Source organism: Pseudomonas sp. F8002 (genome assembly GCF_013385495.1).
Taxonomy (GTDB): Bacteria; Pseudomonadota; Gammaproteobacteria; order Pseudomonadales; family Pseudomonadaceae; genus Aquipseudomonas.
This window is the reverse complement of the sequence record NZ_JACAPW010000028.1, coordinates 81,326-99,675: the sequence shown is the minus strand read 5'-3', so window position 1 is coordinate 99,675 and position 18,350 is coordinate 81,326. Positions and strand designations below refer to the sequence as shown.

General features: G+C 60.6%; 19 protein-coding genes. 8 read left to right on the top strand and 11 right to left on the bottom strand.

The genetic code is table 11. The annotated features are described in order from the left end of the window. Nucleotides 1-153 precede the first annotated feature (153 nt). Entirely contained in the window at nucleotides 154-1,044 is an 891-nt protein-coding gene (locus HX811_RS20725; RefSeq protein WP_177047135.1) for an ATP-binding protein, read from the top strand. Continuing rightward, nucleotides 1,041-1,523: a GAF domain-containing protein gene (locus tag HX811_RS20720; RefSeq protein WP_003209067.1), complete on the top strand. Its 483-nt coding sequence runs from the start codon at nucleotides 1,041-1,043 to the stop codon at nucleotides 1,521-1,523. Before HX811_RS20725 ends, HX811_RS20720 begins: the two co-directional genes overlap by 4 nt. Nucleotides 1,524-1,567: 44 nt before the next feature. Here HX811_RS20720 and HX811_RS20715 read toward each other — a convergent pair whose 3' ends face one another. The 8 genes from HX811_RS20715 to HX811_RS20680 form a co-directional block, all read right to left on the bottom strand. Then, a complete protein-coding gene (locus tag HX811_RS20715) occupies nucleotides 1,568-5,200 on the bottom strand; it encodes a transporter substrate-binding domain-containing protein (RefSeq protein ID WP_177047133.1) in 3,633 nt (1,210 codons plus the stop codon). Nucleotides 5,201-5,208: 8 nt separating this feature from the next. Then, entirely contained in the window at nucleotides 5,209-5,835 is a 627-nt protein-coding gene (locus HX811_RS20710; protein WP_003209072.1) for a response regulator transcription factor, read from the bottom strand. Between the two features lie 249 nt (nucleotides 5,836-6,084). Then, the gene (locus tag HX811_RS20705; protein WP_003209073.1) at nucleotides 6,085-6,492 is read right to left on the bottom strand and encodes a response regulator; all 408 of its coding nucleotides are present in this window, start codon (nucleotides 6,490-6,492) and stop codon (nucleotides 6,085-6,087) included. A gap of 224 nt (nucleotides 6,493-6,716) precedes the next feature. Beyond that, on the bottom strand, nucleotides 6,717-8,048 hold the full coding sequence (locus HX811_RS20700) for a deoxyguanosinetriphosphate triphosphohydrolase (RefSeq protein WP_003209075.1): 1,332 nt from the start codon (nucleotides 8,046-8,048) through the stop codon (nucleotides 6,717-6,719). A gap of 72 nt (nucleotides 8,049-8,120) precedes the next feature. Then, on the bottom strand, nucleotides 8,121-9,284 hold the full coding sequence (locus HX811_RS20695; RefSeq protein ID WP_177047131.1) for an EAL domain-containing protein: 1,164 nt from the start codon (nucleotides 9,282-9,284) through the stop codon (nucleotides 8,121-8,123). A gap of 92 nt (nucleotides 9,285-9,376) precedes the next feature. Next, nucleotides 9,377-9,718, bottom strand: a complete 342-nt coding sequence (locus tag HX811_RS20690) for a hypothetical protein (protein ID WP_008432159.1) — start codon at nucleotides 9,716-9,718, stop codon at nucleotides 9,377-9,379. Then, the gene (locus HX811_RS20685; protein ID WP_003209078.1) at nucleotides 9,715-10,101 is read right to left on the bottom strand and encodes a phage holin family protein; all 387 of its coding nucleotides are present in this window, start codon (nucleotides 10,099-10,101) and stop codon (nucleotides 9,715-9,717) included. The genes HX811_RS20690 and HX811_RS20685 overlap by 4 nt, the downstream gene beginning before the upstream one ends. Before the next feature lie 2 nt (nucleotides 10,102-10,103). Then, on the bottom strand, nucleotides 10,104-10,418 hold the full coding sequence (locus HX811_RS20680) for a YqjD family protein (protein WP_003209080.1): 315 nt from the start codon (nucleotides 10,416-10,418) through the stop codon (nucleotides 10,104-10,106). A 348-nt stretch (nucleotides 10,419-10,766) separates the two neighbouring features. Here HX811_RS20680 and HX811_RS20675 point away from each other — a divergent pair, with 348 nt between their 5' ends. Further along, nucleotides 10,767-11,975: an ammonium transporter gene (locus tag HX811_RS20675; protein WP_177047129.1), complete on the top strand. Its 1,209-nt coding sequence runs from the start codon at nucleotides 10,767-10,769 to the stop codon at nucleotides 11,973-11,975. Here the strand turns inward: HX811_RS20675 and HX811_RS20670 are convergent. After that, complete coding sequence (locus HX811_RS20670; protein ID WP_177047127.1) at nucleotides 11,962-13,683, bottom strand: monovalent cation:proton antiporter-2 (CPA2) family protein; 1,722 nt, start codon at nucleotides 13,681-13,683, stop codon at nucleotides 11,962-11,964. The genes HX811_RS20675 and HX811_RS20670 overlap by 14 nt on opposite strands. Nucleotides 13,684-13,824: 141 nt before the next feature. Between HX811_RS20670 and HX811_RS20665 the strand changes: the two genes are divergently transcribed. The 3 genes from HX811_RS20665 to HX811_RS20655 all read left to right on the top strand — a co-directional run bounded on the left by HX811_RS20665 (nucleotide 13,825) and on the right by HX811_RS20655 (nucleotide 15,426). Further along, nucleotides 13,825-14,061, top strand: a complete 237-nt coding sequence (locus HX811_RS20665) for a glutaredoxin family protein (protein WP_177022164.1) — start codon at nucleotides 13,825-13,827, stop codon at nucleotides 14,059-14,061. 74 nt (nucleotides 14,062-14,135) lie between these two features. Continuing rightward, entirely contained in the window at nucleotides 14,136-14,471 is a 336-nt protein-coding gene (locus HX811_RS20660) for a hypothetical protein (protein ID WP_003209087.1), read from the top strand. A 70-nt stretch (nucleotides 14,472-14,541) separates the two neighbouring features. Further along, a complete protein-coding gene (locus HX811_RS20655) occupies nucleotides 14,542-15,426 on the top strand; it encodes a pseudouridine synthase (RefSeq protein ID WP_177047125.1) in 885 nt (294 codons plus the stop codon). A 56-nt stretch (nucleotides 15,427-15,482) separates the two neighbouring features. On the opposite strand, the gene HX811_RS20650 is transcribed toward HX811_RS20655, so the two are convergent. Together HX811_RS20650 and mobA are read right to left on the bottom strand one after the other, a co-directional pair. Continuing rightward, complete coding sequence (locus tag HX811_RS20650; RefSeq protein WP_003209090.1) at nucleotides 15,483-15,704, bottom strand: YgdI/YgdR family lipoprotein; 222 nt, start codon at nucleotides 15,702-15,704, stop codon at nucleotides 15,483-15,485. A gap of 80 nt (nucleotides 15,705-15,784) precedes the next feature. Beyond that, entirely contained in the window at nucleotides 15,785-16,387 is a 603-nt protein-coding gene (gene mobA, locus HX811_RS20645; protein WP_003209091.1) for a molybdenum cofactor guanylyltransferase MobA, read from the bottom strand. Nucleotides 16,388-16,462: 75 nt separating this feature from the next. Here mobA and moaB point away from each other — a divergent pair, with 75 nt between their 5' ends. Further along, complete coding sequence (gene moaB / locus HX811_RS20640; RefSeq protein ID WP_003209092.1) at nucleotides 16,463-17,002, top strand: molybdenum cofactor biosynthesis protein B; 540 nt, start codon at nucleotides 16,463-16,465, stop codon at nucleotides 17,000-17,002. Continuing rightward, nucleotides 16,986-18,212, top strand: a complete 1,227-nt coding sequence (gene glp, locus HX811_RS20635; RefSeq protein WP_177047123.1) for a gephyrin-like molybdotransferase Glp — start codon at nucleotides 16,986-16,988, stop codon at nucleotides 18,210-18,212. The genes moaB and glp overlap by 17 nt, the downstream gene beginning before the upstream one ends. Nucleotides 18,213-18,350 lie beyond the last annotated feature (138 nt).

The following is an 18,350-nucleotide window of genomic DNA, read 5'->3' as shown; positions in this document are numbered from 1 at the left end:
CTTTACGTTTCCTTTCGCCCGGCAAGCATAGCTGAACATCCACAGGCTCAAACTTGCCCGGCATGAATCGAATTTATTCGGTGCAGCCCTGCACGGTCTGCCTCAGGGTTGCCAATACGCCATCTTTTACAAGAACTTGCCAGAGGAATAGTCGTGGATTCTCGATTGAATGCCTTTCTTGAGCGTGTCGACGCGGTACTGGCTCGCCTGGAGCCCTTGTTGCCTGCCCCGCGCGAAGCCGTTGACTGGAACCATTGCCTGGCTGCCCGTTGGCAGCGCGAAGGTCGCAGCGGCTTTTTATTGCCACTGGAAGTCAGCCTGGATATGCGCCTGTCCGACCTGATCGGCGTGGATAAACAGCGCGAACAATTGGCCCGTAACACCCAACAGTTTCTCGACGGCCTGCCGGCCAACCATGCGCTGCTCTGGGGCTCGCGCGGCACCGGTAAATCGTCCATGGTGCGCGCCTTGCTGGCCCAGCACGCCAAGGCCGGGCTGCGCCTGATCGAGATCGAGCGCGATCACCTGGCGGACTTGCCGCGGGTGGTCGAGCAACTGATCAAATTGCCACAACGCTTTGTGTTGTTCTGCGATGACCTGTCTTTCGAAGCCGGCGAGAGCGATTATCGTGTGCTCAAGAGCGTACTCGACGGCTCCCTGGAGCAGGCGCCGGAAAACGTCCTGTTGTATGCCACCTCCAACCGTCGTCACTTGGTGCCGGAGAACCAGAGCGATAACGAGAACTGGAAGACCATAGACGGCGAGCTGCATCCCAACGAAGCGGTGGAGGACAAGATTGCCCTGTCTGACCGTTTCGGTTTGTGGCTGTCGTTTTACCCGTTCAATCAGGAGCACTTCCTGGATGTGGTCGAGCACTGGATCGGCGAGTTGGCGAGCAAGGCCGGTCTGCAGTGGCAGCGCGATGAAGAGTTGGACATCCTCGCCGTGCGCTGGGCCACCGGGCGCGGTAATCGCAACGGCCGTTGTGCCTATCAGTTCGCCCGCTACTGGGTGGGCCTCAAGTTGTTGGAGCGTCAACCATGATTGATTTGCAACAGGCTGGAACCGGCCTCGATGGCTACGCCATGCTGCATGCGCAGCTGGAATCGCTGTTGGCGGATGAGCGGGATTTCATTGCCAATGCCGCGCAGTTTTCTGCGTTCCTGTTCAACCAGCTGGATGATTTGAACTGGGCAGGCTTCTACCTCAACCGCAATGAAGAGCTGGTGCTCGGGCCGTTCCAGGGGCAGATCGCCTGTGTGCGCATACCGTTCGGTCGCGGTGTGTGCGGCGCGGCAGCGGCCTCGCGGCAAACCCAGCGGGTGGAAGACGTGCATGCATTCCCGGGGCATATCGCCTGTGACAGTGCGTCCAACAGCGAGTTGGTCGTCCCGTTGGTCAAGGACGGGCGCTTGATTGGTGTGCTCGACCTGGACAGCCCATCGCTGTCGCGGTTTACCCCGCAGGATCAGGCCGGCATCGAGCAGTTGGCGGCGATTTTCCTGCGGTTGACCGATTGTTGATGGGGTGAGTCTCCTGCAGGAGCGAGCAAGCTCGCTCCTGCAGGCTATCGACAGTCCAGCACGTCCAGTTGCATCTGCAGCATCCTTTCCAGCTCAAGCATGGATTTCTCTATTGCCTTGATGCCCGCCTCGATAACGTGTGGTGTCTCGCGTTCGCCACACGCCTGCTCCAACGCTTCGCATTGTCCGGACAAGGTATCGGCCTGGATGATCCGGGCGGCGCCCTTGATCTTGTGGGCCTGGTCGATCAGGTCGCCGGGCGCGGCTTGCCGTTCCAGCATGGCCATCAGCTCGACCCGATCATTCCGACTGCTGCTGAGCAACTCCTCAAGCAAACGCCGGCTCAACTGTGGGTCACCGCCCGTCATCGCGTCCAGGCTTTGCAGGGTAAACACGTTGCGGGTGGGCAGCGGATCGACCTGCGCCAGCTGCTGCTCCAGCGCAGTAAGACTGATGGGTTTGAACAGGCAGTCATTCATGCCGGCGTCGAAGCAGCGTTGTTTCTCCTCGGGCTGCGCGTTGGCGGTGAAGCCGAGTATCACGCACGGGGTTTTCTGCTCGCGCTCCTCATACTCGCGAATGGAGTGACTCAACTCGTAGCCATTCATGATCGGCATATTGCAGTCGGCAATGACCAGGTCGAAGTGTTCCTCGCGCCAGGCCTGGAACCCCGCAGCACCATGATGGGCCGCGGTGAACTGATGCCCCAGGAAACCCAGTTGCTGGCACATCAGCAAGCGGTTGGCCGGATGGTCATCCACCACCAGCACGTTAAGCACCGGCGCCGGCAAGGCCGCGGCCGGTTCGAGCTTGTCTACGGCCTTGACCGGCGGCAGGCTGGTCATCTTCAGGCTGACGTGGACCTGGGTGCCTACCATGGGCACGCTGCTCAGGCTCAATTGCCCGCCCATCATGGCGCACAGGCTGCGACAGATCACCAGGCCCAGGCCGGCGCCGCTCCTGGCCAGGTGCCCGGAGTTGTCGGCCTGGGCAAACGGCTCGAACAGGCGTAGCTGGTCTTCGCGATTGATCCCGATGCCGGTGTCCTCCACCACCAGTTTCATCTCGATCTGTTGAGGTTGCCCGGTCGCCTTCAGTTGCACCTTGATCTTCACCTGCCCGCGTTCAGTGAACTTGATCGCATTGCTCACCAGGTTCGAGAGCACCTGCTTGAACCGCAGAGGGTCGATCAGTACGTCGGTATCCTCGACATCGGGGGTGAACTCCAGCACCAGGCTCAGGTTTTTCTGGCGCGCCAAGCCATCGAACACGCGGACCACCGATTCGATGACTTCGCGCAGGTTGACCCGCTCCGGGGCCAGGCTCAATCGACCGGACTCGATGCGTGCAATGTCCAGAATGTCGCCGATCAACTCCAGCAGGTCCTTGGCCGAGTTGTAGGCGACCTCGATCGCAGGGCGATCAAGATGACCCTGGTCCGCGCGCTTGAGTGTCAATTCCAGCATGCCAATGACGGCGTTCATCGGCGTGCGGATTTCGTGGCTCATGGTGGCCAGGAACGTGCTTTTCGCGCGATTGGCCTCGTCGGCGCGTTCCTTGGCGGCGCGCAGTTCGTCGAACAGCTGGCGCCGTTCGCTGATATCGATCCAGCCGCCAATGATGCCCTGGACCTCGCCCACGGAGTCGCGGTAGGGGAGGATCCAGTGGTAGATCGTGAGTTTTTTCCCGTGCACGTGCAGGGTGCGATCAAGGATCAACGGTTTACCCTCGGCCACTACCCGCTGGTAGTCGGCATGGTACTGCGCCGCCTCCGTCTCAAGGGCCATGCTCATCTGCGTGATGCTTTTGCCGATGACGTCTTCACGCTTGATGTCGAACGTCTGCAGGTAGCTGTCGTTGCAGGTCTGCAGATAGCCGTTGTGGTCGCGTACGTAGATCGGATGGGGCGTTTCATTGACCAGCGCCCGCATGAACTCGAACTGGTCGTTAAGGGCGCGCTCGGCCAGTTTTCGGTGCTTGATCTGGCGCTGCAGGTAGCCGTTCCAGGCCAGGGAAATCAACAGCAGCAGCCCGGTGCCGATGATGATCTGGGCAATCAGGCGATGGTAATTGCGCCAGTAGCCATCGGACGCTGCGTTGTAGCCGCGCCAGCGGCTGTTGATCGCCGCCATCTCATCCGGGGCGATACTCAGCAGTGCCTTGTCCAGGATCGAACTCAGCTCCGTGGCGTGTCGGGACGTCGCCAGGGCAAACGTCGCAGGCAACGTGCCGATGCTGGAACTGATCTGCAGTTTGTCCTGGAATGCCGGAGAAGAAAGCAGGTAGTTGGCGATCACCAAAGGGTTCACTGCGCCGTCGACTTGCCCCTGTGCCAGCAATTCCGATGCCTTGAAGGTATCCCCGGTTTCCACCAGGTTTATCTGGGCAAACGCCTGCTGCAGGAATTTTTCCAGCTGATTGCCCTGGGTAATCGCCAGGCGCTTGCCGGCCAGTTCTTGAAGGCTTGTGGGCGCGCCCGGCTCTTTACGGGTCAATAATACGTAGGAGTTTTCCAGGTAGGGGCGGCTGAAGTTCAACTGGGACTCGCGCCCGGTACTGGGGGTAATTGCGCCGATGATGTCGGCTGCGCCGGTCTGCACCAGTTCCATCATGTTGGCGACGTCACGCACGTGTTGAATCTCGAAGCGCAGGCCGGTTCGCAGGCGGATCAGCTCCAGCAGGTCGGCGGTGATGCCTCGGAAGTTGCCGTCGGTATCAAAGAACGTCAGGGGGGCGAGGGTTTCATTGACCACCACCTTCACCACGGGGTTGTCCTTGAGCCAGCGCTCTTCGCGCAGGCTCAGTTGCAGCTTGCGGTCGGTCAGCAGAATGTCGCTGCCCGCACTCCAGCGCTTGGCGATGCTGTCACGTTCATAGGTTGATACGCCATCGAGCACTGAGTCGATGATACTCAGGAGAATGGGTTGATCCTTGCGCAAGGCGAAGCTGAACCCGTGGGCCTCGTGCTTGCCGAAGTTGGCCATGCGGATATTTTTCAGGTAGCCCTTGTTGATCATGTAGTGAGTGGAAATGGTGTCGCCCAGGAATACGTCAGCCTGGTCGAATGCCACGGCATTCAAGGCGTTTTGATAGGACGGGTAGGCGTGGATGGTCGCCTTGGGGTACAGCGCCTGCACTTCGTCCATGGGCAGGTAATGGTAGACAAGACTCAGGCGCAGGCCGGCCAGGCCGTCGCCAAGGTCGCGGTGCTCACCTTCACGGGTCACCAGTACCGGCTGATCCACTGCGTAGGGCAGTGACAGGACGATGTCGGGATTCGCCGCTTCAAAACCGTTGGCAGACCCCAGAAAATCGATTTCGCCGTTTGCCAGCGCCTGGATCGCGGCTTCACGGGAGGAGTAGCGCAACACGGTGATTGGTATCGCCAGTGTCCTGGCCAGCAGCCCGGCGTAATCGGCAGTCAGCCCTTCATAATCACGCCCGCTGGAGGTGATGTCGAAGGGCGGATAGTCGGGTGCAGAGGTGCCCAGTATCAGTTCCCGTTTGTTCTGCAACCACTGGCGCTGTGTCTTGTTCAGGGGGGTGTCCAGTTGAACGGCACCGGCACGCCCCAGCAGGGCATATTGCTCGGGAACAGTTTGTTCGGCAGGCACGGAAGTGCTGAGGCACACCCCGATACTCAATATGATTAGATAGTCCTTTAATCGCCTGGGCATCCGATTTCTCACACTAGCGCGTTACGTTTTGCCATCTCGATAAGTTCTACCAAGGATTTGGCTTTCAGTTTTTGCATGAGCCTTTTTTTGTAAGTGCTGACGGTTTTGTTGCTGAGAAACATGCCCTTGGCGATTTCCTTGTTTGTCCGGCCTTGGGCAAAAAGTTGTAATACCATGAGTTCACGATCGTTGACGACTTTGAAAAGTTCAAGCTCTTCATTGTTATCCGTTTCGTTAGTGCTGCCGTTAAGGGCCTGGCTCGGGAAGTAGTTGTAACCTGACAAGACCGCCCTGATGGCACTGAGCAGTTCGCTCAAGTCACCTTCCTTACACACATAGCCATCGGCACCGGAGCGCATGCACCGGGTAGCAAAGAGCTTGGGGGTCTGGGCAGTGAGTATCAACGTCTTGGTCGGCGTACTCATTGCGTTGAACCGGCACAGCACTTCCAGGCCATCGAGTTTCGGAATGCCGATATCAAGGATAATCAGGTCAGGCTGACACTCCTTGACCATTTGTATCGCATCACAACCGTTATCGGCTTCTCCCACTACTTTATAGCCTTCGTGTTCTAACAACATCCGAATGGCAAGTCGGATGACGGGGTGGTCGTCAATAATAAAAACTGAGTTCATGATCAAATTCCATACAGGCGCAAATAAAGTCGGCACATTAGCTCACATGGCAATGAAGGAGGATGAACTTGATGTGGAACAAACGTAAAACAAGAATAATCCTACATCAAAAAAAGCAAGGGATTACGCTCTGTGAGGTGTTTGTTGTTTGGGTGTAAGAGTTTTGCGTGGGTGGAATTTAAAAGTGACTGGTCGTGAGAGGGCAGCGTTATAAAGAGGCGTTTTCGGATTGCCCGGGTGTTTAACTTCCTACTTTTCTGTTGAGCGAGTAAGGCGTGATTGGCGTATGAGTTCATTCAGCTCAAGGTGGCTTAACGGCTTCGACAAATAGCCAAGTAATGGAAAGTTGCGTCGTGATGCCTGGGCCATCAGGTGTTCCAGTTCATTGACGGGCAGGCCGCTGAGCAATATCGCGGACCTTATAAAGCCTCTGCGGTTGGCAATTTCAATCAACTCCAGCCCGGGCAAGTCGGGCAAACATTGATCACAGAGCAGAATATCGAATGGCACGTCGGTTTGTGTCATCAGCCGCATTGCCTGTTCTGCATTCTCGGCCAGTGCCAGGTCGTGGTAGCCATAGTTTCGTAGCAGGCATTGGGTAGCCAGCAATTGAAAGGGGTGATCCTCCACCAACAGGATGCGAAGTTGTTCGAGCATGGTTTTTTCCATGGAATGGACAATAGCCCTGAAGACGCTCCACCAGGGCGTGTAGTAAGAAGTTAATGGGCCCGCCAGCTATCGGGCGCAGGAGCAGGTCGAAAGACTGCGGTCAGGGCGCGCGATTATTCATCGCGGCGGGGAAGAACTTCGATCAGGCCGCTCTGTTCCGTGCGTAGGGCGATTCTTTGAAAAGCCGCCCTGGCCATCAGCCAGGGCTCGATTTATTGCGGGCTGGAGCGGCCGGTCATCTCGCGGGCCATCTCGCTGGCGTAGCTGTCAGTCATGCCGGCGATAAAGTCGATCATGCGCAGGAAGGACGCGTGCAATGACCAGGAAGGGTCCGGGGCGCTATTGCCCAACAGGTCGAGGATGCGTCGGTTCTTGAACGACGGGGTGCGACCGCCATGTTGTTCCAGGGCCGCGCCGCAGAAGGCATTCAAGAGGATTTCCAGGGTGGTGTAGGCGCCGATCTCATGCAGGGTCTTGCGCTTGTCCTGGAAGATCTTCTTGCGGGCCATGTCCTTGGCATCCAGCACGCAGCGCTTGGCCGGGCCGTGCATATGTTCCACCAGGTCCCCCGGCAGGGTGCCGGCCAGCAGCGCGTCCTGTTGTTCGACGAACGCCCGGGCCGCGGCGTTGGTCAGGTGTTCGATGGCCTTGCCTCGCAGGATCGCTAGTTTGCGTCGCCGGGAATCCAGCGGGCCGAGTTGCCGATAGGTTTGCGGCAAGTCGTCGCCCACCAGGTCCAGCAGCAGTGACTCGACCTCGGCGTATTCCAGCAGCTCCATTTCCAGGCCGTCTTCGAGGTCGATCAACGCGTAGCAGATATCGTCGGCCGCCTCCATCAGGTACACCAGCGGGTGCCGGGCCCAGCGTTGTTCTTCCAACTGCGGCAAGCCGAGCTTCTGGGCGATCTGCTCCAGGATCGGCAGTTCGCTCTGGTAGCAGCCGAACTTGTGTTTCTTGTAGCCCAGGGAGTCGGCGTGGCGGGCGGTCCAGGGGTATTTCAGGTAGGTGCCCAAGGTGGCGTAGGTCAGGCGGGTGCCACCATCAAACTGGTGGTATTCCAGTTGCGTGAGTACCCGGAAGCCCTGGGCATTGCCTTCGAAATTGAGGAAGTCATTGCGTTCGGCGCTGCTCATGTCATCCAGCCAGCCACGGCCTGAAGCTTGCTGGAACCAGTGCCGGATCGCGTCCTCGCCGGAATGGCCGAAGGGTGGGTTGCCGATGTCATGGGCCAGGCAGGCCGACTGCACCACCATGCCCAGGTCGCTTGGGTCGCACCAGTCGGGCAGGGCACTGCGGATGGTCTCGCCCACGCGCATGCCCAGGGATCGTCCCACGCAACTGACTTCCAGGGAGTGGGTCAGCCGGGTGTGGATGTGATCGTTGCTGGTCACCGGGTGCACTTGCGTCTTGCGGCCCAGGCGGCGAAACGCACCGGAAAAGATGATGCGGTCATGGTCTTTGTGAAACGGACTGCGCCCCAGTTCTTCCGGGCTGTGCAGGGGTTTTCCAAGGCGTTCGCGGGTAAGCAGGGTGGGCCAATCCAAGGCGGGTACTCTCCGTGCGGTGAATGACGGCTCCCAGCTTCCCGGTTCAGCCAGGCCTTCGCAAGCGAAAAACTACAGGCCGGCGGCGTCGATATCGATTAACAGCAGGCGCTGACCATTATCAAAGAATTGTCCGGCAGTCAGGCAGTACTGGTTGGTCGTGGCATCGCGATAGGTTGAGGACAGGGTCAGCCGCCGCTCCTCCCAACCTTCGGCCAGCAAATGATAAAAATACGGACGCCATGACCAGTTGTGGCCCAGGTAGCGGCTGTCGGCTTGCCAGGCGCCCTGGTGCCATTCGAAGTTGGGCGTCAGTTGCGTGCCATGCCGGTCGCACTGGTAAAAACGCAGCAGCCAGGGAAACCCCGGCAATTGCGGCAGATGGCTCAGCGGTGCGCGGGTGTGGGCCCAGGTTTGCAGGATCTGCATCAGCTCCGCCAGTTGCTGGCGCAGTTGCATGATCCGGCCACGTTCGGCGAGCTTCTGTTGGACATAGCCGGTGCGCAACTGGGCGAAGCGCGGCACGAATGCGTCGGTGTCGAACCAGTCCAGTTGGGCCTGGGCGAACAGGTAGCCCTGGACATAACGCGAACCACATTCCAGGGCAAAATTCAGCTGGGCCTCGGTTTCCACCCCTTCGGCGATGATCCAGCAGCCGGTTTTTTCCGCCATTTGCGCCAGTGCCCGTACCACCTCACCGCTCGGGCCACCGCGTGCCGCGGCCTGGAACAGGCGCATGTCCAGCTTGAGAATGTCCGGCTGCAAGGCCAGCACCCGGTCCAGCTGCGAATAGCCGGCGCCGAAGTCATCAATGGCAATCCGCGCGCCGGCCTCGCGGTAGCGCTCGACGACTTCGGCCAGGCGCAGGATATCGCCGCCCAGTTCAGTGATCTCGAACACGATGCGGCGCGGGTCGACGTTATGCAGTTGCAATTGCTTCAGGCTCGGCAGCGCCTGGCCCGGGCGCAGGCGGGTGATCCAGCGTGGCGAGATATTCAGGCTGAGGAACCACTCTTGCGGGGCTTCATGCAGGCGGCTCAGGGCATTGTCACGGATCTGCCGGTCCAGGCGGCGCAAGGCCACCGAGGGCGTGCGCGGGTCGGCGAACAGCGGACCCACCGAGCGCAGTTGGCCATTCGCCTGGCGTAGGCGGCCCAGGGCTTCTACGCCGGCGATGCGGCCGGTGGCGGTGTCGATGAATGGCTGGAAGCAGGCGAGCGGTTGCCCGTCGATCACGGGGCCTCCTTAAAAGACCGGAAATAAAAAAGGCCCGGCCCTCAATGGAGAGGGCCGGGCCTGATCTGTTTGCAAGAATGCAGCCAGCACGCTCAACTTTTGCGCGAAGCACCTTGCATGGCCAGTTTGATCAGCGGGATCAGGCCGGCACCCAGCCGCACCAGGCGGGTCATGGTGCCGATTCCGCCACCCTTGGCGCCTTTGCCGGTGAGAAACCCCAGCAGCGTCACCACGCCCACGCCCCACAGCGGCGCGTGCTTGATGCCAAAACCGTCCTGCCAGCTCTGGCCCATGTTGCGGACCTTTTGCAGCGGCAGCATCAGTTGCTGGGACTCGTGACGGATTTCCTGGCGGTGCATTTCCATGCGCAGGCGGATCAACGCCTTGCGCATCTCCCGCCGGGAAGTGTTTTGCGGCAATTCAGTCATGCTCATGGCAGCAGGCGCTCCCGGTCGTTGGCCAGTTCTTCGAGGGTGGCGTGGAACGGCGTGGACTCATCGAACACCGCCGCCTTCAGGCGCAACCCGCAGAATGCTGCGGCCAGTATGTAGAACACACACAGGCTGATAATCCCGGTCAGGCGGTAGGTATCCCACACCAGGATCATCACCAGCGCCGACAAACCCACCAGCAACAGCAAGGCAAACACCAGCGCCAGGCCGGCGAACAGCAACAGGCTGACGGTGCGGGCTTTCTGCTCCTGCAACTCGATGCCGAACAGCTCGACATGGCTGTGCAGCAAACCCAGGACAGCCGCGCCCAGGCGCCGGGAAGTAGAACTTGGGCCCGTGGACGAGCCGGATTCGCCGATAGACATGATTAGCGCCTTGTAGCCAGCAGGCCGATCAAAAAGCCCACGCCGGCCGCAATGCCGACGGACTGCCAGGGGTTGGCCTGCACATAGTCTTCAGTGGCCGTGACCGCCGCCTGGCCGCGTTCGCGCAGGGAGTCTTCGGTCAGTTGCAGGGTTTCACGGGCCTTGAGCAGGCTTTCGTGAATCTTGCTGCGCAGCTCGTCAGCCTGGTCACCGGCGAGGATCGCCGTGTCGTCCAGCAGCTTCTCGGTATCGCTGACCAGGGTTTGAAAATCCGCCATCAGTATTTCTTGAGCAGTCTTTGCCGTTTTTCTGGCCATGGTTATCTCCGTGAGTGGCTGGTCTGTTTACTTCTGGTTTCGAGTCACCGGTGTCGGTGAAGGTTCACTGCAATTGTCTGGTACAGCTTTTGCTTTGCCTTGGTGCGCGGGCCCGGGGCCTTGCGCTGAATCCGGGCGGTTGGGGCTCAAACCCTGAAAAACCTTACCCTAAATAACTAAAACTCGCGGAAAAACCCTGTCGGATTCTGCCTTTTTCAATGATCGCTGCGCCAAAGCGGTTCACGGCCTCAAACGAGGGTCGGACCGCTGGTGCCAATTTAGTGCGCATCATGAAGGTCATGAACTGCTTTGGTGCTTTTTCCTGCATGTGCAGGCCTGCCATCCTCCATGGAAAATTTGCAAAGCGCGGTGGACACCCTCGTCCACAGTTCCAACACGCTGTTCATTCTGATTGGTGCGGTCATGGTCCTGGCCATGCACGCCGGCTTTGCCTTCCTGGAAGTCGGCACGGTGCGCCAGAAGAACCAGGTCAATGCCCTGTCGAAGATCCTCAGCGACTTCGCGATTTCCACACTGGCCTATTTCTTTATAGGCTATTGGATCTCCTACGGCGTGACCTTCATGCAGCCGGCGGCGGTGATCAGCGCCGACCACGGCTACGGCCTGGTGAAGTTCTTCTTCCTGCTGACCTTCGCGGCGGCGATCCCGGCGATCATTTCCGGGGGAATCGCCGAGCGTGCACGTTTTGTTCCGCAACTGTGTGCCACTGCGTTGATCGTAGCCTTCATCTACCCGTTTTTCGAAGGCATGGTGTGGAACGGCAACTACGGCCTGCAAGCCTGGTTGCTGGCCACCTTCGGCGCCAGCTTCCATGACTTTGCCGGCAGCGTCGTGGTGCACGCCATGGGCGGCTGGCTGGCGCTGGCGGCGGTGCTGTTGCTGGGGCCAAGGCAGGGGCGTTATCGGGAAGGGCGCCTGGTGGCGTTCGCGCCGTCGAGCATTCCATTCCTCGCGTTGGGCTCGTGGATCTTGATCGTCGGCTGGTTCGGCTTCAACGTCATGAGTGCGCAAACCCTGTCCGGGGTCAGCGGGCTGGTGGCGGTCAATTCGTTGATGGCGATGGTCGGTGGCACGGTAGCGGCATTGGTGATCGGCCGTAACGACCCAGGCTTCTTGCACAACGGTCCATTGGCCGGGTTGGTGGCGATCTGTGCCGGTTCCGACCTTATGCACCCGGTGGGCGCGTTGGTGACCGGCGTGGTGGCGGGCGGCTTGTTCGTCTGGTTCTTCATTGCCGCCCAGGATCGCTGGAAGATCGACGATGTGCTGGGTGTATGGCCGTTGCACGGGCTGTGCGGCGTGTGGGGCGGGATTGCCTGCGGGATCTTCGGCCAGACCGCCCTGGGCGGCCTGGGCGGCGTCAGTCTGATCAGCCAGTTGATCGGCACCGCACTGGGTGTGGTGGTGGCTCTGGCCGGTGGCTTCCTGGTGTATGGGGTGATCAAGCGCGTTTACGGGCTGCGCTTGAGCCAGGAAGAGGAGTATTACGGCGCGGATTTGTCGATCCACAAGATTGGCGCGGTCAGTCAGGATTGAGGGGCGCGTCCCCTTCGTTCTGGTTGCAGCCATGTAACAGCCGGTACCGGCTCTGGCGCACTTCATCGACACGGCCTTGCACCTGCTGCTGCGACAACCCCAGCAGGATCAACGCATGGGAGGCGAGCATCAGGCTCGACTCCAGCAACTCGGGCACCACTTCAGTGGCGCCGGCGGCTTTCAGTTCGGCCAGCTGACTGTCGTCGCGGGTGCGTACCAGGATCGGCACGGTCAGGTTGATCCGCCGCGCTTCGTTGAGCACGGTCAGGGCGACGTCGCTGTTATCCACCGCGATCACCACCAGGCGCGCACGTTCCAGGCCGACCGCACTGAGCAGGGCGCCACGGCGGCAGTCGCCGTAATGCACGGCGCTGTCTTCGGTAGACGCTTCCTGGACTCGCTCCGGGTCGTCATCAAGGGCAATGAACGCCTGTTGTTCACGGTGCAGGAAGCGCCCGATGGACTGGCCAACCCGGCCGTAGCCGCAGATCACAGCGTGGTCGCGCAGCTCGGCATTCAGGGCCGTAATCTCTTCAAGCTGTACTTGCTGGTTGGGCTTGCGGTGCAGGCGCAGGGCAATCGCGGGTGCAGCCCTGAGCAACAGCGGAGTCAATAGCATCGAGCAGAAGGTGGCAGCCAGCAGCAGGCCGCTGATGTCGGCGGGCAGCAGGCGGCTTTGCTGCATTTGCGCCATCAAGGCGAAACAGAACTCGCCACCCTGGGCCAGCGCCAGGCCGCTGCGCCAGGCGGTTTCACCGTCGCTGCCGCGCAGTTGCACCAATAGCGTGACCATACAGCCTTTGATCAACATCAGCGTGAGGGTCAGGCCGAGAATCAACAGGCTATGACTGACGAACAGTTGCAGGTCGATCAGCATGCCGATGCTGACAAAAAACAGTCCCAGCAGGATGTCGCGAAACGGCCGGATATCGGCTTCTATCTGATGGCGGTAATGGCTTTCCCCCAGCAGCATGCCGGCGAGAAACGCACCGAGTGCCGGGGACAGGCCCAGCAAGTGGGTCAGCCAGGCGGTGAGCAGTACGATCACCAGTGCCAGCAGCACGAACAATTCGGCCGAATGGGACGCCGCCACCTCACGGAACAAACGCGGCAGCAACCAGCGGCTGGCCAGCAGCAGGCCGAGGAACAGCACCACGGTTTTGCCCAGGGTCAGTGGCAATGCCCAGTACCAGGCTTGCTCGCTGTTACCGGCGAACACTGGCACGAGGGTCAGCAGCAATACGGCCACTACATCCTGGAACAGCAATACCCCAATCGCATTCTGGCCATGGCTGCTGAAGATTTCGCCGAGGCTGGTCAGCTCCTTGCTGACGATGGCGGTGGACGACAGTGCCAGTCCAGCACCGAGCAACAGCGCGGTCGTCGGCGACAGGCCGAACAGTGCCAGCAAACCGCTCAGCAGCAACCCGCAGCACAGTACCTGCAGGCTGCCCAAGCCAAACACCACCCGGCGCAGGCTGAGCATTTTGCTGAGAGAAAACTCCAGGCCCAGGGAAAACAGCAGGAACACCACACCCAGTTCGGCAAGGTCTGGCAACTCTTCGCTGTCATTGACCCAGTCGAGGGCGGTGGGGCCCACGGCCAGGCCAACACACAGATAGCCCAGCACCGGCGGCAGTTGCAGGCGACGAAACAACGCAATCACCACGAGGGAGGAGGCCAGGATAATCAGCAGGTTGGCAAACACATGCAGCTCCATTGCAGGTATTACGGGAAAAAAGTCGCGAGAGTCGCTGAATCAGTTATACGCCATGCTGATCTGGGTCAGGCTTTTGCAGTGTCCCGACGCTGTTAGAATAGGCACCTGATTCTTCTCGGACCCTTTGCCATGCTTCCTGAATGTCAGTTGTTCGGCACCCTGGGCTGCCATCTGTGTGAGTTTGCCGAAGCCGAAATCATGCCGTTGGTCGAACACGGCCTGCTGGTGGAGTTGGTGGATATCGCCGATTCCGAAGCCTTGTTCGAGGCCTACGGCCTGCGGATTCCGGTGCTGCGCCGGGTGGACACGGGCGCGGAGCTGGAGTGGCCGTTCGACGAAGCGCAGGTAGTGAACTTTCTTAGCTAGCACTCGGCGATGGCGAGTTCCCGATTATTCGGTTACTGTATGTTTGTACAGCGATTGAATGAGAGGGAACGCCCGTGGTGAATGTTGAACAACTGAAAAGCAGCGTCAATCGCATGTCCGCCGACGTCGTGCGTGACGCGGTGAACGAGCTGCGCCTCGATGGCCTGGTCACGGAAGGCAAGACGCCGTTTAACAAAGTGCATTTCAACACCTGCTTTGCCGAGATCGAGGCGCTGTTCCAGCGCGCGGGTTATCACAAGCAGCTGGATGTGGTGGGTTATCAGGGCTTGCTGTATGCGCTTTACGACCCGGGCCGCTGGGAAGCGGTGGATGTGCTGCGCTGGCTCAAGGAATTCACCGAGGCGGCCAGTGCGTCACCGGTGTTACGCGCGGAATTGGCCAAGGCCTGAATCTGTGCTGGGCCTGATCCGGCTGCATGCGGGATAATGCGCGCCTGTATGTCCACGTCTTGAGCCTGCCATGTCCGTTTTTTCCGCTGCCCAGCACCAAGCCAGCACCTTGTACCTGCCGCCAGGCGCCTGGGCCACCGTGCTGGATTGCCTGTGTGAGCACTTCCAGGCCATCAGCCGTGAGCAATGGCTGGACCGCATCGCCCGAGGCAGGGTGCTGGACATCAATGGCGCCCCCATCAACCAGGACCTCGCCTACCGCGAAGGCCTGTGCATCTACTACTTTCGCGAAGTGCCGAACGAGAAAGTGATCCCGGTGCAGGAGACCATCCTCTACGCCGATGAACACCTGGTGGTGGCCGACAAGCCGCACTTCCTGCCGGTCACGCCTGCCGGTGAATACGTCGAGCAAACCCTGTTGCGACGCCTGATCCGTCGCCTCGACAACCCGGCGCTGGTGCCACTGCATCGCATTGATCGGCATACCGCAGGGCTGGTGTTGTTTTCGGCCAATCCCCAGACGCGCTCGGCGTATCAACAGCTGTTTCCCACGCGCAAGATCGACAAGTTCTACGAAGCCATTGCCCCGGCATTACCTGAGCTGGTCTTTCCGCTGGTGCACAAAAGCCGGCTGGTGGATGGCGAGCCGTTCTTTCGCATGCAGGAAGGCGAGGGGGCGAGCAACACAGAGACGGCGGTCGAGGTGCGGGAAAAGAATGGCGACCTGTGGCGCTATGGCCTGTTTCCGGTGACCGGCAAGAAGCATCAGTTGCGGGTGCACATGACGGCCCTGGGCGCGAGTATCTGCAACGATCCGTTCTACCCCGACGTCATCAAGGATGCCGAGGACGACTACGCCAACCCGCTCAAGCTGCTGGCCCAGGGGGTGCGTTTCATCGACCCGGTCACCGGCCTTGAGCGCGACTTTCGCAGCGCGATCAGCCTGGCCTGGTAAACCCCAGGAACGAAAAAGCCCGCATTACGCGGGCTTTTCGTATCTGGCGTTAAGACTTACAGGTCTTTAACGGTGCGAACCTGATCCTTGTTGATCTGGGTGCGCTTGCCATCCAGCTGTTCGAATTCGTAGAAGCCGGTGGACTTGTCGAATTTAGGAGTGTCGACGGCCTGGATTTCGCGACCGTCATTCAGGGTGATCACTGTCGGCGAGGCGCAACCGGCAAGGGTAGCGAGGCCCAGTGCAAGCATGAGAGCGGCGATGGTCCGTTGAGTCATGAGTTTGTCTCCGAGAGAATGCTTTGTTGAGTACTGACCTTGTGACGTGTGCAACGTCGGCAAAGTTCCTTGTTCGACGCTCATTCTGACACGCTGGGCGGGCGGTGCAACAACTCCGGTGTATTGAGGTTGGCCAGGCGCGGATCGTCGGCGGGGCAATCCAGGGCCTTGGCCCCCAGCGCCTGCATGATCTGGCGCGGGCTGCGCTCGCCGGCTGCCCAGGCCCGCTCGAAGGGCTCGCGCAGCGAAGTGGGGATCACGCAGAGCAGCGGTTCCCAGAAATCGCCGTGGCGCACCATCACCGGCAGCAACGGGTTTTGCTGCGCCGTGCTGCGCAGGTCGGCGAGCAATCGTGCATCGATCTGCGGCACATCGCACGGCAATACCAGCAGATGCCCATGCTGCGCCACCGCCAGTCCTGCGCGAATGCCGGCCAGTGGCCCTGGAAAGTCGGGGCTGTCATCGCCGACCAATCGGTCGGCATAGGCCGCGTACTGCGCCTGGTTGCGATTGCAGGAGATGATCAGGTCGTCGGTCAACGGCCGCACCAGGCGATGCAGGTGCGCGATCAGCGGCTGCCCGTGCCAGTCCAGCAGGCCCTTGTCGAGGCCGCCCATGCGCTGGCCACGACCGCCGGCCAGCAAAAGGATCGAGCAGGGCAGTGGGGAAGAATGGCTTGGCATGACGGCTCCTGCGGGCAGTGAAATGGGGGGCTGTGATATAACATCGGGCTGTTCCTTCGACAACCGGACCGAGCCATGAAAGCCAAGGCTGATGCGCCCTTTGTACCCCTGAATATCGCTGTATTGACGGTCAGCGACACCCGCACCCTGGAAACCGACACCTCGGGCCAGGTCTTCGTCGACCGCCTGACCGCCGCCGGTCACCTGCTGGCCGAGCGAGTTTTGCTTAAAGATGATCTGTACAAAATCCGTGCGCAAGTGGCGCACTGGATTGCCGAAGACGTGGTGCAGGTGGTGTTGATCACCGGCGGCACCGGCTTCACCGGCCGCGACAGCACCCCGGAAGCGGTGAGCTGCCTGCTGGATAAACAGGTGGATGGTTTCGGCGAACTGTTCCGGCAAATCTCCGTGGCCGATATCGGCACCTCCACCGTGCAATCCCGTGCCCTGGCCGGCCTGGCCAACGGCACACTGGTGTGCTGCCTGCCGGGCTCCACCAACGCGGTGCGCACCGGTTGGGACGGGATTCTCGCCGAGCAACTGGATAACCGTCACCGCCCGTGCAACTTCGTCCCGCATTTGAAACAGGCCGAGCCCTGTGAATCCCGTGGGTAAGCCGGGCAAGACCGGCGCGTTGATGCCGGTGGAAGACGCCCTCGAACAATTGCTGGCGATGGCCGAGGCAGCGCCGATTCGCGAGCCGGAAACGTTGCCGCTGGCCGAGTGTGATGGTCGGGTGCTGGCCCAGGCGTTGATCTCCACGCTGGACTTGCCGCCCTGGCCCAACAGCGCCATGGACGGATACGCCCTGCGCCTGGCGGACTGGACCGGTGAGCCACTGGTAGTCAGCCAGCGCATTTTTGCGGGCACGGCACCCGAGCCCTTGGCTGCCGGTACCTGCGCGCGGATCTTCACCGGAGCCCCGGTACCGGAGGGCGCGGACTGCGTCGAGATGCAGGAAAACGCCGTGGTCCATGCCGATCAGCGGGTGAGCTTCACCGAAGCGTTGCAGGTGGATCAAAACATCCGTCCCCAAGGCCAGGAAACCACGGTGGGCGAGTGGGTGTTGCCAGCAGGTACACGCCTGGGCCCGATCGAGTTGGGCCTGGCGGCTTCACTGGGTCGTGATCGGCTGGAGGTGGTACGACGCGCCCGCGTGGCTGTGCTGTCCACCGGCGACGAGTTGATCGAGCCGGGCCTGCCGCTGGGGCCCGGGCAGATCTACAACAGCAATCGCCGAGTGCTGTGCAGCTGGCTGGAGCGCCTGGGCTGCGAAGTGGTGGACGCCGGGATCCTGCCGGATGACCTGGAACAAACCCGCGAACGCCTGGGCGCATTGGGCTCGGTAGACCTGATTCTGTCCACCGGCGGTGTGTCGGTGGGTGAGGCGGATTTTCTCGGGATTGCGCTGCGGGAAGAAGGGGAGCTGGCGCTGTGGAAGCTGGCGATCAAGCCGGGCAAGCCGCTGACGTTCGGGCATTTCCGTGGTGTACCGGTGATCGGTTTGCCGGGCAATCCTGCGTCGACGCTGGTGACCTTTGCCTTGCTGGCGCGGCCTTACCTGTTGCGCCGCCAGGGCGTGGAAGACGTGCAGCCGCTGCGCATTGAAGTGCCCGTGGGGTTTGTCTGGCCCAAGCCGGGGAATCGCCGCGAGTATTTGCGCGGGCGGCTGGAGCAGGGCAAGGCGATCATCTACCGCAACCAGAGCTCGGGTGTGCTGCGTAGCGCGGCGTGGGCCGAAGGTTTGGTAGAAGTGCTGGAGGGGACGACGCTGGAGATCGGTGACCGGGTCAACTTCATTCCGCTGAGTGAAGTGTTGAACTGAGCCCGATCTATCAAACAATGAAGATCAAAATGTGGGAGCGGGCTTGCTCGCGAAAGCGGTGGATCAGTCACCAGATGTATTGACTGACCCTCTGCATTCGCGAGCAAGCCCGCTCCCACATTTGATTTGTGTTCATCC